We start from the raw sequence: 14,270 nt of genomic DNA, 5'->3' as shown, positions 1-14,270 counted from the left end.
ATTGCGACTGGACATTATTTATTAGTCTCGGATCTGTTTAGTGAACAAAATAGTATACATGGCATTATTATCAGCGCCGCTTTTATTGCTATCGGAGTGCTATTTTCTCTGCCTACAAAAATTTACCTCACTATTGTTTTAATGAACATAGAGGCTGTACGTGACAAACATGTATAGCAGCAAGGTCATGCAATTAATCAAACCATTTAACACCTCTAAAACTTTATTAATAGCGGCATTTTTAGTGCTTTGCTTACCCACTCAATTACGTGCAAATGACAAATTGATTATTGCATCCGGTAATTTTGCACCTTATTTCATGCAGGACAACGTAACCGGTAATGGTTACTTCGATCAACTTGTGGTTCAAGTGTTACTGATACAAGGCTATCAAAACCCGCAATTGGTGCCGTTAAATAATGATGCTATTCAACGCTACTTCAACAATAAAGTCGCTGATATAGCGATCAACTATACGGCACAACCAGCTGCACATGCTTTTATTTCTCGTTATCGAGTACGATTTATGAACCGTGTGACCATGCTTCCTTCTGCATGGACCGAAAAAGTAGCTACGTTGAACGATTTGAAGAATTTAAGAGTAGGTAGTTTTATAGGGGCGAGCGATATCTTTGGCCCAGAATATAAAAACATGGCGACACAGGTATTCACCTATTATACTGAAATAGGAAATCAACAAGCCCTAAATAAACAGTTACTTACCAATAAGATCGATGCCCGTATCGGTGATTATTTAATGCTCTACTGGCATACATCAACAAACACCCAACTTGACCCTACAAGTTTTATATATCGCGATATTTTAAACTATCAAGGCTCTTACATTGTTTTTCAAGATAAGTCTGTCAGAGATAATTTTGATGAAGGCCTGACAAGATTAGTTGCTTCAGGAGAACTAATGATAGCTACTGATCGTTGGTTAAAAGCCTATAACCTGCCAATCATTAAGCAACAATTTTTTGTAACACAGCCCGAAAAAACACAGCAAAACAACGCTATTAAAGCAAATTAATGCGTCTCATCTAACGATTTAGTACGTTGCTCTAACTGTTCTTTCACTTGCTCTGCATCTTCAAACAGCTTTTTCATCACCACGGGATCATAAACACTGCCTGAGTTTGGCATTAAAGACATATTAGTTGTTTTTGAGCTGCCTTTTAAAATGGACGTATCTTCGGCCGCAACTACTGTAATATCGCGCGGATCTAGAATTACTTTTTCACTTGTGCCCTCAGGATTAGGCTGATCTGAGTAATGCCATTGACCTTGCTGATCTTGCCATTTATAAATAACGGTCGTTGCTACTGAGCTTTCATTGGTAATTGATTCTACAACTTTTTGACTGGTCTCACTAACCAATGTGGCTGCCATGGCAAGGGTGTCACTTGATAACGCAACCATTTGCTCTGTTAGCTGATTTGATTTACTACTAATACCATCACTGGTTAACCACGTTTGACCATCGGGTCGTTGCAAATAAAATAATGCCGCGACACTGATCAGCAATACCATAATAGCGAGGTACGCAAAATACTTCATCTTCAATCCTTTGAGTTAAAATTCTCGATTGCTATCATTGATAGCGGGCTATGATTTTAGCTAGGCCGCCATTATCTTTCAAGCTTTGTAAAAAATCATTAAATTCTTTCGCGTACTTTTTACCCCTTGAATTATAAGAAAACTGCAACTGCAGCGGCGCCTCAGCGACATTTTCATCACTTATGGTCAAAGCAGCAAGCTCAGGGTACTTTTGTATGTACCAGTTTACGACAGAGCGTGACATAACAGTAAAGCGTTTACTTGTATCAGTATCTTTGTGCAAACTTTGCAATATTTCTAAGTCTGAATAAAAATTCTCACGGTGCAGAGTCTTATTCACTACTGGTAGCTCATATTTTGGATACACATAACCAAATCGCCCGAGTAAAACACCGCCCTTTAAACTGCTTAGCTCCTTAAAGTCAATTAGTTCAGCTCCTCGAGCGACTACTAACACATCTTCAATTACTACTATCTCTTGGCTCCAATAATAGGGTCCATTATCTACAAGCCAAACTTCTGATTCCATTCGTGCATCAACATCACCTCGTTTCACCATTTTCGCAGAGCGCATTTCAGGGACGAAGGTATAGTCTATTTGGATCCCCGTTGCCATCGAAAACGATGTAATAACATCATTTAAAATGCCTGTTTTTGAACAAACAAAGTGATAAGGAGGGTAATCTTGCTCGGGTAAGGCAATGCGAAGGTTATCGGCAAAAAGACTAATAGAAAAGAATAAAAAGAAAATTACGTAATATGGTTTCATAAAATACATGCACATCAATTTATAACGGCTGATTCTATTATAGTCAAAAATTTAAAACGCAGCTAGGCTGCGCTTTAATAATCACTATAGTTAGCTATCTCAGCTTAAATGATTTACTTATATTTTTACGTTCAGAATTAGATCCCATCACCATCAATGTGTAGGCCACATTCGCGGTTTAGACCAAAAAAACGGGTCTCTTCTTCGGTCATACCTGGCTCTAGTTTACGCGTAGTATGCACATCGCCCATTGACACATAACCTTGCTCCCATAATGGGTGATATGGTAAGTCATGTTTAGTCAGGTACTGATAAACATCGCGATTTGACCATTCGATGATTGGGTAAACCTTTACCGTGCCACGGCTAATTTCAATAATTTGCTTATCGGCACGTGTTGATGATTGGTCACGGCGCAAGCCACTAAACCAAGTACCTGCATTAATGTCTTTTAATGCGCGAGTCATTGGTTCAACTTTATTAAGCTGGTTGTATTGTTTAATACCTGCTTCACCTAGTTCCCATAACTTACCAAACTTGGCTTCTTGCCAAGCTGGGCTTAACTGCGACTTATACACTTTTAAATTTAGCGATAAGCGTTCGGTCATTTGCTCAATGAACTGATAAGTTTCAGGAAATAAGTAACCAGTATCTGTTAATACCACAGGAATATCGGGGCGCTGTACTGTAACTAAATGCAACATCACAGCCGCTTGAATACCAAAGCTCGATGATAAAAAATGCGTGTCTGGCAAGTTTTCCAGTGCCCATGCGACACGCTGCTCAGCGCTCATATCTTTCAATACGCCGTTAGCATCAGCCAGCAGTGTTACTTGGCTTTCTTTATCTAGCTGTAATATGCTTTTAAATTCACTCATAGTAAATTCCAAACCTCAGCAAGCGTAACCGCTTGCTTTTAAATTAAGCGTGAAAATCGGTGACTGACACTTTAACTTCAGCAACTATGCCTTTGCGGATCACAAAGTCACCAAAGCATTCGCCGTCATTACGCTCACTTGCCCATTGACCTATTAATTTGTCAAAGGCGTCTAAATACACGTCTTCACCAACATTCTCTAAATACAATTTAGGAATACGCGTCCCCTCAAGGTTACCCCCTAAGTACACGTTATATTTACCTGGGCCTTTTCCTACTAGGCCAGCTTCCGCTAACATTGCGCGGCCACAGCCATTAGGGCAACCAACCACACGCATGATGATACTGTCATCAGGAATACCGTGCTTAGCAAGCAATGCCTCGGTCTTTTCAATTAAGCTTGGTAAGTAACGCTCAGCTTCCGCCATTGCGAGTGGACAAGTTGGTAATGCCACACAGGCCATCGAGTTTTTACGTTGCTCAGAGTCTTTGTCGTCAATCAAACCGTGATTACGGGCTATTTCTTCAATCACTGTTTTTTGATCGGCAGGCACACCGGCGATGATCAAATTTTGGTTGGCTGTCATACGGAAATCACCTTGGTGAACTTCTGCAATTTTGCGACAACCTGTTTTCAGTGGTTTACCCGGTAAATCTAAAATACGGCCACTTTGGATAAATAAGGTTAAGTGATGCTTACCATCAATACCTTCAACCCAACCAATGCGATCGCCACGATGAGTAAACTCATAAGGGCGGCTTGGCGCAAATTTAACACCTGCGCGTTGCTCTACTTCCGCTTTAAATACATCAGTACCAACACGGTCTAAGGTGTATTTAGTTTTTGCGTTTTTACGGTTTGAGCGATTACCCCAGTCGCGCTGTACAGACACCACATGCTCAGCAATTTTTAGCGTATCCGCTAAGGCGATAAACCCAAAATCATCGGCTTTACGTGGATAGGTTGCGGTATCACCGTGGGTCATGGCAAGGCCACCGCCTACTAATACGTTAAAACCAACTAGCTTGCCGTTATCTGCAATAGCTACAAAGTTTAAGTCATTCGCATGCACATCCACTTCGTTGTTCGGTGGAATGGTCACTGTGGTTTTAAACTTACGCGGTAAGTAGTTAGATCCTAAAATTGGCTCTTCTGTAGTCTCAGCCTTTTCACCGTTTAACCAAATTTCTGCATACGCTTTAGTTTTTGGTAACAAATGTTCTGAGATTTTTGCAGCCCACTCGTATGCTTCTTGATGCAACTCAGATTCCACAGGGTTTGTAGTACAAAGTACATTACGGTTAACATCACCTGCCGTTGCAATAGAGTCGATGCCCACGCTATTAAGCATTTGGTGCATGCCTTTTATATTTGGTTTTAACACACCATGAAATTGAAACGTTTGACGGGTTGTTAAACGAATACTGCCGTAGCTAGTTTTTTCGTCAGCAAACTTATCAATTGCTAACCATTGTTCAGGTTTGATAATACCGCCAGGCATACGAGCACGTAACATTACGTTGTGTAATGGCTCTAGCTTTTGCTTAGCACGCTCACCTCGAATATCACGGTCATCTTGTTGATACATACCGTGGAAACGAATTAACTGAAAGTTATCCGCAGTGAAGCCACCGGTGATCTCATCTTTTAAATCTTGCTCTATGGTGCCACGTAAAAAGTTACTTTCTCTTTTCAAACGCTCGTTATCAGAAAGCTTTACGTTTTTATCTTGTTCGCTCATGTTTGATCCTAAATTTGTTACAGTGACGGCTGTTAGCTTTGCTTTTATAAAGTAAGCAACGTCTACGCTTAGTACACGTCTTTCTGATAGCGATTTGCGCTACGTAAATCTTTTAAATACTGCTCAGCGTCTTCATCGTTCTTACCGCTGTTTTCTTTGATGATATCAACCAATGCCTGGTGTACATCTTTCGCCATGCGATTTGCGTCACCACAAATATAAAAATGCGCGCCCGCTTCTAGCCATGCAAATACGTCTTTGCTGTTTTGGCGTAGCTTGTCTTGCACGTAGACCTTCTCTGCTTGGTCACGGCTAAACGCCACATCAACTTTACTTAGTAGCCCTGATTTTAAGTAACCTTGAATTTCTACTTGATATAAGAAATCTTGGGTAAAGTGTGGATTACCAAAGAATAACCAGTTTTTACCGGATGCTTCGCGGGCATCACGTTCTTGCAAGAAAGCACGGAACGGCGCAATACCAGTACCAGGGCCAACCATAATCACTGGCGTTTCGTCGTTAGTTGGCAAACGGAAGTTATCATTATGCTCGCTATATACTTTTACTTTACAACCTTCTTCAGCACGACGTGCTAAATAACCAGAACAACCACCTAAATGCTCACTACCGAATGCTTCAAATTCAACTAGACCAATGGTTAAGTGCACTTCATCTTCAACTTCTGCTTGGCTTGACGCAATTGAATATAAACGTGCTTGCAGTTTACGTAGGCAATCAACAAACGTTTGTGCCTCAAGCGCAGCTGGATTTTGGCGGATCACATCAAAGATTTGGCGAGGCTCAATATATTCACGCATTGCCGCTTTATCTTCAACCAGCTTTAATAGCTCAGGCGCACCTGTCGCTATCGCGTACTTTTCAACAAAGCCAGGGTATGACTGAGTCAATTCAAGTTTTTCAATCAGTGCATCACGAACACTGAGCTCTTCATCAGCGATTTTAACTTTGCTGGCACCATCAATTTGCGTCAGTGTAAGTACTTCATCAACCAGAATCTCATCATTTAAAAAATACACGCCTAATGAATCGCCCGGTGTGTAAGTAATATCAGATCCTTCCAGTGAAATCTCAACATGGCGCACATCTTTGCTAGAGTCACGACCAGTGATCTTTTGCACTAGGCTAAGTTCTGCTGGAAATGGGTTTTGCTTAGTATATTGGCTGGCAGCTGTTGCTGGTGCACCAAATGACACCACTTGCCCACCTGTTGCGCCTTGCTGTGCTTTTAAATCAGGTTCAAATGCATCAAGTGCTCCGCTGATCCAGCTGGCGGCTTCATCATCGTAATCAACGTCTAAATCAGCACGCTGATAAATGGTTTCTGCACCGAGCTTATTTAAGCGCTGTTCAAAGTCTTTTGCTGTTTGACAGAAGAACTCATAGCTTGAATCACCTAAACCTATAACCGCAATTTTAACGCCATCAAGCTTAGGCGCTTTTTTGGTTGCTAAAAACTCATGTAATGTTTCGGCATCTTCCGGCGGCTCACCTTCACCGTAAGTAGAAACAACGACAGTTAAGAATTTTTCTTTTTTCAGGGCCGTTGGTTTGTAATCAGCCATGCTAACCAGCTTAACAGCTAAACCACGAGACTCCGCTTGCTCTTTGAGCTTAGTCGCTACACCTTTTGAATTACCGGTTTGTGAGCCATATAAAATGGTCAATGCCGCTGCATCCCCAACACTTGGCGCAGCACCTACAACACCACCTAATGCCGCCGTATTGGCATTCGCAGCAAGATAACCACTTACCCAAGCTTGCTGGATTGGATTAAGCTCAGCCACTAAACCTTGTAGCTTCTGTACTTGCTCTTGCGATAGCGGACTTGCTAGCGCATTGAGTTGACTTAACAACATGAATTAATTCCCCGTAACCCTGAAAGTTATCTGCAAAATGCTCACTGATTGCAGTAATCACTTTGCCTAAAATTTGTGTCAACTTTAAGGCAAATAACTCAGGCCCTAAAGATTTCTCTGAGTGTGAAGAATAACGGGGTACGCGCCAATAAAAAAAGAATAGAATCTGCTTTGTTATTCCATTTAGTTATTAATTTATAAATTAACCAGTAAAAACAGATTAAAAGGTAACAAATAACTGCTTACGATTTCAGCATCACACTTAGCCGATCAGAAATATCATACAAAAATTTATTCACTTCATTCTTTTCAAAACAGGTATTAACTTTTTTGCAACAAATCTTGGGTAGGCTATAGTGGATTTGGCCACATTCTGTGCGCCTACTATAAATATAATAAGGAAACACTATGTCACACGGGGCATATAGAAAACTCATACTCAGCAGTGCTATGTTAGCTACAGCACTTCCCTGCATGGCCAGCATTAATAATGGTGACTTTGAAAACTGGTCAGGTAATAGCCCAAACGGCTGGAGCACGATTGACTCAGGTATTACACTATCAGCTTCAAATAGCATAGTGAATTCAGGATCTCTTGCTGCAAAAGTAGTGGTTAATACCGCTAGTCAAAGCAATACTGATTTACTACAAGAAGTTACTGTTGAGGTCGGCAAAAGCTACTTATTCTCAAGCTGGGTTTATCACACCGAAGGCGGCATTAAAGCGCGCTTAATTGCCGACGGCTATCAAGGCTATTCAGATCCAGCGTTATTAAATCAGTGGCAACAAATAAGCTATACATATACAGCAACCAACAATGCTACGATTACCGTGGGCCTGCGTTTTTACGATGTCAGCGGCTTTGATGGCAGTGAAACTGTTTATGTGGATAGTTTTACACCAGGTTCTAGTGATACCACCCCACCGCCACCAGTCGGTTGTGCTGATAACACTGTTAACTTAGCACTGACAACTGATAACTATGGCGAAGAGACTAGCTGGCAGATCACTAACGCCCAAGGCATAGCAGTTGCGTCAGGTGGCAGTTATAGTGGCAACAACAGCTATACAGAGCAAGCCTGCTTAGTTGATGGCGATTACACGTTTAGTATTTTTGATAGTTACGGCGACGGTATTTGCTGTTCATTTGGTAATGGCAGCTACGCGCTAACATCCGCCCAAACAACATTGGCTAGCGGCAGTAGTTTTCAAAGCAGTGAAGCAACTCCCTTTATACTTGGTGATAATACCAACCCAGAAACGCCGCCCAGCGAGCCAACTGGCTACTATGTTACAGCACAAGGTTTAACGGGCTATGCACTTAAAACCGCGCTTTATAACATTATTAAAGGTCACAACTCACAAGGTTATTCAGCTATTTGGAGTTTTTACGATCTTGCTTCACGGGATAAGTACTTTGAAAATGACAATTCAATACTCGATCGCTATTCAGAAAATCCCACCGGTCAAGACAGCTATAACTATGTTGCTGTAAGTGATCAATGCGGCACTTACAAAAGTGAAGCTGATTGTTATAACCGCGAACATTCATTTCCGAAAAGTTGGTTTGGCGGCACAAATGAGCCTATGAACTCAGACGTACATCATATTTTTGCAACCGATGGTTATGTTAATTCAAAACGTAGCAATTACCCATTTGGCGAAGTAGGCAGCGCCAGTTTCACCTCAAGCAATGGCAGTAAGCTTGGCAGCGCAGCCAGCTCGATTAATTACTCAGGCACGGTATTTGAGCCAATCGATGAGTTTAAAGGTGACTTTGCTCGCGCCTACTTCTATATGGCAACCCGCTACGAAAACGTCATTGGTACTTGGCAAAACAACACCACGGCTAGTAATGCCGTGCTTAACGGCTCTAGTAACCAAGTGTTTGAGAATTGGGTAGTAACTATGTTGGTTAATTGGCATAACGACGATCCAGTCAGTCAACTTGAACTAGATAGAAACCAAGCCGCTTATGAGCATCAAGGCAATCGCAATCCATATATCGATCATCCAGAATTTGTTGAGATGATTTGGTAAAGGTCAACGGTCAGCGGTCAGCGGTCAGCGGTCAGCGCAGAAAAACATCAGCCTTTGCAGTTGCAAAGGCTTTTTTGCTCTCTAATTTTATAACCCAATTTATGCAGTAAGAATATAATTAATGCTCTTTTGTTTATCATTGTTGGGCATCTTTTTTGTTGCTCAACCCATGCTAACGCAGCAGTTGCAAATTCACTGTTATTTGCAATTGAGTGATCCACCGCTTCTGCAAGCTTCACAATTTGCAAAATAGATTGTCTATATTCGGTAAGGCCTAGGCTTAAAAGGTAATTTTGAATCGGACACATAGCATTTAATCAGAGTGAAAAAATACAGCATAAAAGCTGGAGCTAGGTTAAGGTCAAGTAGTTTTTTATGAGGGAAATTTATCGACGTGCTTTTTCTATGGTATGAATTTTTATACCTGCATATTCTTATACCAATCGTGTTAAGTTACTGACCATTTATAGCGACAGATAAATACAGTGATAACAAGGCGTAAATTTTGACATGTAGTTGTTCTACTTGAAAAAATCATAACGCAGTTAGCGCTTTATTTAGCTCGCTAGAATGGTTAAATATTTAAGTCGATTGGTATTACTGTTCTCTTCTTCCCTGCCCTCAATAGACTCAACCCAAGCTACGGTGGGAAAATTTACTCCGCGCTGACGGCTGAAAGCTTATCGCTAAAAGCTGCTCCAAACGCAAAAAGCCCCAGCTAATGCCGGGGCTTTTTATAAAACAGACTTAATTAAAAATTAAGCTTGTTTTGGACTAGAAATAACGTCTACTAATGTCCAAGACTTAGTCTTAGAGATTGGAGCGCATTCACGGATAGTAACAACGTCACCCGCTTTTGCTGTGTTATTTTCGTCATGTACGTGTAATTTAGTCGTACGTTTGATGAATTTCCCATAGATTGGGTGCTTCACGTAACGTGCGATAGCGATAGTGAAAGATTTTTCCATCTTGTCGCTGATTACAGTGCCTTGAAGAGTACGAATTTTATCACTCATTATTGACCTGCCTTCTGGTTAATAACTGTTTTTACACGCGCGATATCGCGACGTACTGTTCTTAGCGTGTGAGTTTGAGCTAACTGACCAGTGCTTGCTTGCATGCGCAGGTTAAACTGCTCACGAAGAAGACCTAGAAGTTCAGCATTAAGCTCTTCTACGCTTTTATCTTTTAGTTCGCTTGCTTTCATCACATTACCGTCCGAGTTACGAAAGTTGTTTTGAATGGCAGTTTACGAGCAGCAAGGTCGAATGCTTCACGAGCAAGCTCTTCAGAAACACCTTCCATTTCGTAAAGTACTTTACCAGGCTGAATTTCAGCAACCCAATATTCAACAGAACCTTTACCTTTACCCATACGAACTTCAAGAGGCTTTTCTGTGATCGGTTTGTCAGGGAAGACACGGATCCAGATTTTACCTTGACGTTTCACGTGACGTGTCATGGCACGACGAGCTGCTTCGATTTGACGAGCAGTCATGCGGCCACGGCCAGTAGCTTTCAAACCGAAAGTACCGAAGCTTACTTTGTTACCGTTTTGCGCTAAACCACGGTTGCGGCCTTTGTGCATTTTACGGAATTTTGTACGTTTTGGCTGTAACATTACTCGCTACCTCTACTTAGCACTTTTTTTGGCTTTCTTTGGTGCGCGTTTAGCTGGCTTCTCTTGCTCTTGTACTAGTGGTAAACCACCAATAACTTCGCCTTTGAAGATCCAAACTTTAACACCAATGATACCATAAGTGGTTAAGGCTTCAGAAGTTGCGTAGTCGATATCAGCACGAAGAGTATGTAGAGGTACACGACCTTCACGATACCATTCTGAACGTGCGATTTCTGCGCCGCCAAGACGACCGCTAACTTCAACTTTGATCCCTTTAGAACCGATGCGCATTGCATTTTGTACCGAACGCTTCATAGCGCGACGGAACATAACACGACGCTCTAGTTGAGAGGCAATGCCGTCTGCTACTAGTTGTGCATCTAGTTCTGGTTTACGTACTTCAGAAATATTGATCTGAGCAGGTACACCAGCAATCTTAGTTACCGCTTGACGTAATTTTTCTACGTCTTCGCCTTTTTTACCGATAACAACACCCGGACGAGCCGTGTGAATTGTTACGCGGATTGATTTTGCTGGACGCTCAATAACGATTTTAGACACAGAAGCCGCTTTCAATTCCTTAGTAAGGAATGTACGTACTTTGTGATCGCCAAAAAGCTGTGCAGAGAAATCTTTTGAACTCGCGTACCAGGTAGAAACCCAAGGTTTAGATATACCTAGGCGAATACCAGTAGGATGAACTTTTTGTCCCATTACTTATACTCCTAGCTATCTGAAACCACAACAGTGATGTGGCTTGTACGCTTAAGGATGCGGTCTGCGCGTCCTTTAGCACGTGGCATAATACGTTTCATTGTTGGACCATCGTCCACAAAGATCGTTGTTACACGTAGCTCATCAATGTCAGCACCTTCGTTATGCTCTGCGTTAGCAATAGCAGACTCAAGTACTTTCTTAACTAATACAGCCGCTTTCTTAGGGCTGTACGCCAGGATTTCTAGTGCGCGATCGACAGGTAACCCGCGGATCTGATCTGCAACTAGACGTGCTTTTTGCGCCGAACCAGAGGCGAATTTATGTTTAGCTAATGCTTGCATTTATCATTCCCCTCTTAACGTTTCTTCGCTTTCTTATCCGCAGCGTGGCCACGGTAAGTGCGAGTTGGTGCAAATTCACCTAGTTTGTGACCGATCATTTCGTCAGAAACGAAAACTGGTACATGCTGGCGACCATTATGGACAGCAATGGTCAATCCGATCATGTTAGGTATGATCATTGAACGACGGCTCCAAGTTTTAATTGGCTTCTTGTCACCGCTTTCCAAAGCTTTCTCTACCTTCTTCAGCAAGTGTAGGTCTATAAAAGGACCCTTCTTGAGAGAGCGTGGCATGGCTATTCCTCAATATTACTTAGTACGACGACGTACTATAAATTTATCCGTACGCTTGTTCTTACGCGTCTTAGCACCTTTAGTCGGCTTACCCCATGGAGACACAGGATGACGACCACCAGATGTACGACCTTCACCACCACCGTGTGGGTGATCAACCGGGTTCATGGCAACACCACGAACTGTCGGACGAATACCACGCCAGCGATTTGCACCTGCTTTACCAAGTGAACGAAGCATATGCTCAGCATTGCCTACTTCACCTAGCGTCGCACGACAATCTGATTCAACTTTACGAACTTCGCCTGAACGAAGACGTAATGTTACATACTGACCATCACGAGCAAGGATTTGAACGTATGCACCAGCAGAACGTGCGATTTGAGCACCTTTACCTGGTTTTAATTCTACGTTGTGAACAGTCGAACCTACAGGCATATTGCGCATAGGTAATGCATTACCAGGCTTGATTGGTGCATCAACACCAGACTGGATTGCATCACCAGCTTTTAAGCCTTTTGGTGCGATAATGTAACGACGCTCACCGTCTGCATATAATACAAGTGCGATGTTTGCGCTACGATTTGGATCATATTCTAAACGCTCAACAGTGGCTGGAATGCCATCTTTAGTACGTTTAAAATCGATTAAACGGTAATGCTGCTTATGACCACCACCGATATGACGAACCGTAATACGACCATTGTTATTACGACCACCTGATTTAGAGTTTTTCTCTAATAGTGGTGCGTATGGCTTGCCCTTATGTAGATCTGGGTTTACCACTTTAACTAGGTGACGACGACCCGCAGAAGTTGGCTTACACTTTTGAAGTGCCATAATTCTAACTCCCCTTATTACTCGGCGCCGCCGACAAAGTCTAGTTCGCTGCCTTCTTTAAGAGTAACGTAAGCTTTTTTCCAGTCGCTACGACGACCGAAACGTGCGCCAGTACGTTTTGTTTTACCCTTAACATTAAGTGTGCGAACACCAGTTACTTCCACTTCAAAAAGCTTCTCTACAGCTGCTTTAACTTCAGCTTTAGTTGCGTCATTTACTACTTTGAAAACGATAGTGTTGTTTTCTTCAGCAGCAATAGTGCTTTTTTCAGAGATATGTGGAGCAAGGATCACTTTTAAAAGACGTTCTTCACGAATCATGCTAGCGTCTCCTCAAGTTGCTTAACAGCAGCTGCTGTAATAAGTACCTTATCGAAAGCGATTAAGCTTACAGGGTCGATACCAGCTACATCACGCGTGTCAACCTTGTACAGGTTACGTGCCGATAAAAATAGATTCTCATCTACTTCTTCAGTTACGATTAGAACATCTTTAAGCTCAAGTTCTTTAAGCTTAGCAACTAGTTCTTTAGTTTTTGGTGCTGCTAGAGCAAAACTTTCAACAACGATTAAACGCTCTTGACGAACTAATTCAGATAAAATGCTTTTGATCGCACCGCGGTACATTTTACGGTTTACTTTTTGGCTGTGGTCTTGTGGTTTAGCTGCGAAGCTAACGCCACCTGAACGCCAAATTGGACTACGGATTGTACCAGCACGTGCACGGCCAGTACCTTTTTGAGCCCATGGTTTTTTACCACCACCGCTTACTTCAGAACGTGTCTTCTGAGCACGAGTACCTTGACGAGCACCTGCTGCGTATGCAACAACTACTTGATGTACTAATGCTTCGTTAAACTCACGTCCAAAAGTAGCTTCAGAAACTTCAAGACCGCCAGAAGCGTCTTTAATTGCTAATTCCATCACTAAATCTCCAGGACTTATGCTTTAACAGCAGGTTTAACGATAACGTCACCGCCGATAGCGCCAGGTACTGCACCTTTAACTAAAAGCAAGTTACGCTCAGCGTCAACGCGTACTAGTTCTAAGTTTTGAGTCGTTACACGCTCAGCACCCATATGACCGGCCATTTTCTTACCTTTAAACACCTTACCAGGTGATTGGTTTTGACCGATTGAACCAGGAGCACGGTGAGATAGAGAGTTACCATGTGTAGCGTCTTGCATGCTGAAATTCCAGCGCTTAACACCACCTTGGAAACCTTTACCTTTAGAAGTACCGGTTACGTCAACTTTGTTGATTTCGTTGAATAATTCAACAGTAAGCTCAGCGCCTACTTCAAAATCGCCTTCACCACCATTTAGGCGGAATTCCCACAGACCGCGACCCGCTTCAACACCAGCTTTAGCGAAGTGACCCGCTGTTGCTTTGTTTACACGGCTTGCTTTTTTAGTGCCTGCGGTTACTTGAAGCGCGTTATAACCGTCTGTTGCGTCAGATTTGATCTGAGCAATGCGGTTAGGTGTCGCTTCAATAACTGTCACAGGGATAGATACACCATCTTCAGTGAAGATACGTGTCATACCCACTTTACGACCGACTAGACCTAATGCCATTTTCCTAAAACCTCTCTAA

At 42.3% G+C, this 14,270-nt stretch carries 17 protein-coding genes; 2 read left to right on the top strand and 15 right to left on the bottom strand.

The window, feature by feature from the left end:
- Nucleotides 1–187 precede the first annotated feature (187 nt).
- On the top strand, nt 188–1,033 hold the full coding sequence (locus tag H5203_RS13470; protein ID WP_182735686.1) for an ABC transporter substrate-binding protein: 846 nt from the start codon (nt 188–190) through the stop codon (nt 1,031–1,033).
- Here H5203_RS13470 and H5203_RS13465 read toward each other — a convergent pair.
- From H5203_RS13465 to H5203_RS13445, 5 genes are all read right to left on the bottom strand, one after another.
- Entirely contained in the window at nt 1,030–1,560 is a 531-nt protein-coding gene (locus H5203_RS13465) for a DUF4124 domain-containing protein (RefSeq protein ID WP_145237915.1), read from the bottom strand. The two genes, H5203_RS13470 and H5203_RS13465, sit on opposite strands and share 4 nt — an antisense overlap.
- Nucleotides 1,561–1,594: 34 nt before the next feature.
- A complete protein-coding gene (locus tag H5203_RS13460; protein ID WP_182819864.1) occupies nt 1,595–2,329 on the bottom strand; it encodes an ABC transporter substrate-binding protein in 735 nt (244 codons plus the stop codon).
- A gap of 137 nt (nt 2,330–2,466) precedes the next feature.
- The gene (locus tag H5203_RS13455; protein WP_182819863.1) at nt 2,467–3,207 is read right to left on the bottom strand and encodes a phosphoadenylyl-sulfate reductase; all 741 of its coding nucleotides are present in this window, start codon (nt 3,205–3,207) and stop codon (nt 2,467–2,469) included.
- 43 nt (nt 3,208–3,250) lie between these two features.
- Nucleotides 3,251–4,948, bottom strand: coding sequence for an assimilatory sulfite reductase (NADPH) hemoprotein subunit (gene cysI / locus H5203_RS13450; RefSeq protein ID WP_182758034.1), 1,698 nt, complete (start codon nt 4,946–4,948; stop codon nt 3,251–3,253).
- A gap of 68 nt (nt 4,949–5,016) precedes the next feature.
- A complete protein-coding gene (locus tag H5203_RS13445; RefSeq protein ID WP_182760123.1) occupies nt 5,017–6,825 on the bottom strand; it encodes an assimilatory sulfite reductase (NADPH) flavoprotein subunit in 1,809 nt (602 codons plus the stop codon).
- A 408-nt stretch (nt 6,826–7,233) separates the two neighbouring features.
- Between H5203_RS13445 and H5203_RS13440 the strand changes: the two genes are divergently transcribed.
- Nucleotides 7,234–8,865 (top strand): endonuclease, encoded by a 1,632-nt coding sequence (locus H5203_RS13440; protein WP_182819862.1) that lies wholly within the window; start codon nt 7,234–7,236, stop codon nt 8,863–8,865.
- A gap of 758 nt (nt 8,866–9,623) precedes the next feature.
- Here H5203_RS13440 and rpsQ read toward each other — a convergent pair.
- The 10 genes from rpsQ to rplC are packed head-to-tail and all read right to left on the bottom strand — an operon-like array spanning nt 9,624 to nt 14,251.
- Nucleotides 9,624–9,881: a 30S ribosomal protein S17 gene (gene rpsQ, locus H5203_RS13435; RefSeq protein WP_016709053.1), complete on the bottom strand. Its 258-nt coding sequence runs from the start codon at nt 9,879–9,881 to the stop codon at nt 9,624–9,626.
- A complete protein-coding gene (gene rpmC, locus H5203_RS13430; RefSeq protein ID WP_054552371.1) occupies nt 9,881–10,072 on the bottom strand; it encodes a 50S ribosomal protein L29 in 192 nt (63 codons plus the stop codon). The genes rpsQ and rpmC overlap by 1 nt, the downstream gene beginning before the upstream one ends.
- Complete coding sequence (gene rplP, locus H5203_RS13425; RefSeq protein ID WP_002957890.1) at nt 10,072–10,485, bottom strand: 50S ribosomal protein L16; 414 nt, start codon at nt 10,483–10,485, stop codon at nt 10,072–10,074. Before rplP ends, rpmC begins: the two co-directional genes overlap by 1 nt.
- Nucleotides 10,486–10,497: 12 nt before the next feature.
- Nucleotides 10,498–11,199 (bottom strand): 30S ribosomal protein S3, encoded by a 702-nt coding sequence (gene rpsC / locus H5203_RS13420; RefSeq protein ID WP_054206128.1) that lies wholly within the window; start codon nt 11,197–11,199, stop codon nt 10,498–10,500.
- 11 nt (nt 11,200–11,210) lie between these two features.
- Nucleotides 11,211–11,543, bottom strand: coding sequence for a 50S ribosomal protein L22 (gene rplV / locus H5203_RS13415; RefSeq protein WP_004588690.1), 333 nt, complete (start codon nt 11,541–11,543; stop codon nt 11,211–11,213).
- Nucleotides 11,544–11,557: 14 nt separating this feature from the next.
- Nucleotides 11,558–11,836 carry a 30S ribosomal protein S19 gene (gene rpsS, locus H5203_RS13410; protein WP_010561269.1) on the bottom strand — a complete coding sequence of 93 codons (279 nt, stop codon included), beginning with the start codon at nt 11,834–11,836 and terminating at the stop codon, nt 11,558–11,560.
- Between the two features lie 15 nt (nt 11,837–11,851).
- Nucleotides 11,852–12,676, bottom strand: coding sequence for a 50S ribosomal protein L2 (rplB, locus tag H5203_RS13405; protein ID WP_007376192.1), 825 nt, complete (start codon nt 12,674–12,676; stop codon nt 11,852–11,854).
- Nucleotides 12,677–12,693: 17 nt separating this feature from the next.
- Entirely contained in the window at nt 12,694–12,996 is a 303-nt protein-coding gene (rplW, locus tag H5203_RS13400; RefSeq protein ID WP_054206127.1) for a 50S ribosomal protein L23, read from the bottom strand.
- Nucleotides 12,993–13,598, bottom strand: coding sequence for a 50S ribosomal protein L4 (rplD, locus tag H5203_RS13395; RefSeq protein WP_054206126.1), 606 nt, complete (start codon nt 13,596–13,598; stop codon nt 12,993–12,995). Before rplD ends, rplW begins: the two co-directional genes overlap by 4 nt.
- Before the next feature lie 17 nt (nt 13,599–13,615).
- Nucleotides 13,616–14,251 carry a 50S ribosomal protein L3 gene (gene rplC / locus H5203_RS13390; protein ID WP_054206125.1) on the bottom strand — a complete coding sequence of 212 codons (636 nt, stop codon included), beginning with the start codon at nt 14,249–14,251 and terminating at the stop codon, nt 13,616–13,618.
- Nucleotides 14,252–14,270: the final 19 nt, after the last annotated feature.

This window comes from Pseudoalteromonas sp. SG41-1, assembly GCF_014164575.1.
Lineage (GTDB): Bacteria > Pseudomonadota > Gammaproteobacteria > Enterobacterales > Alteromonadaceae > Pseudoalteromonas > Pseudoalteromonas rhizosphaerae.
Note: the sequence above shows the minus strand (reverse complement) of the source record. Positions and strands in the feature narration are given on the sequence as shown.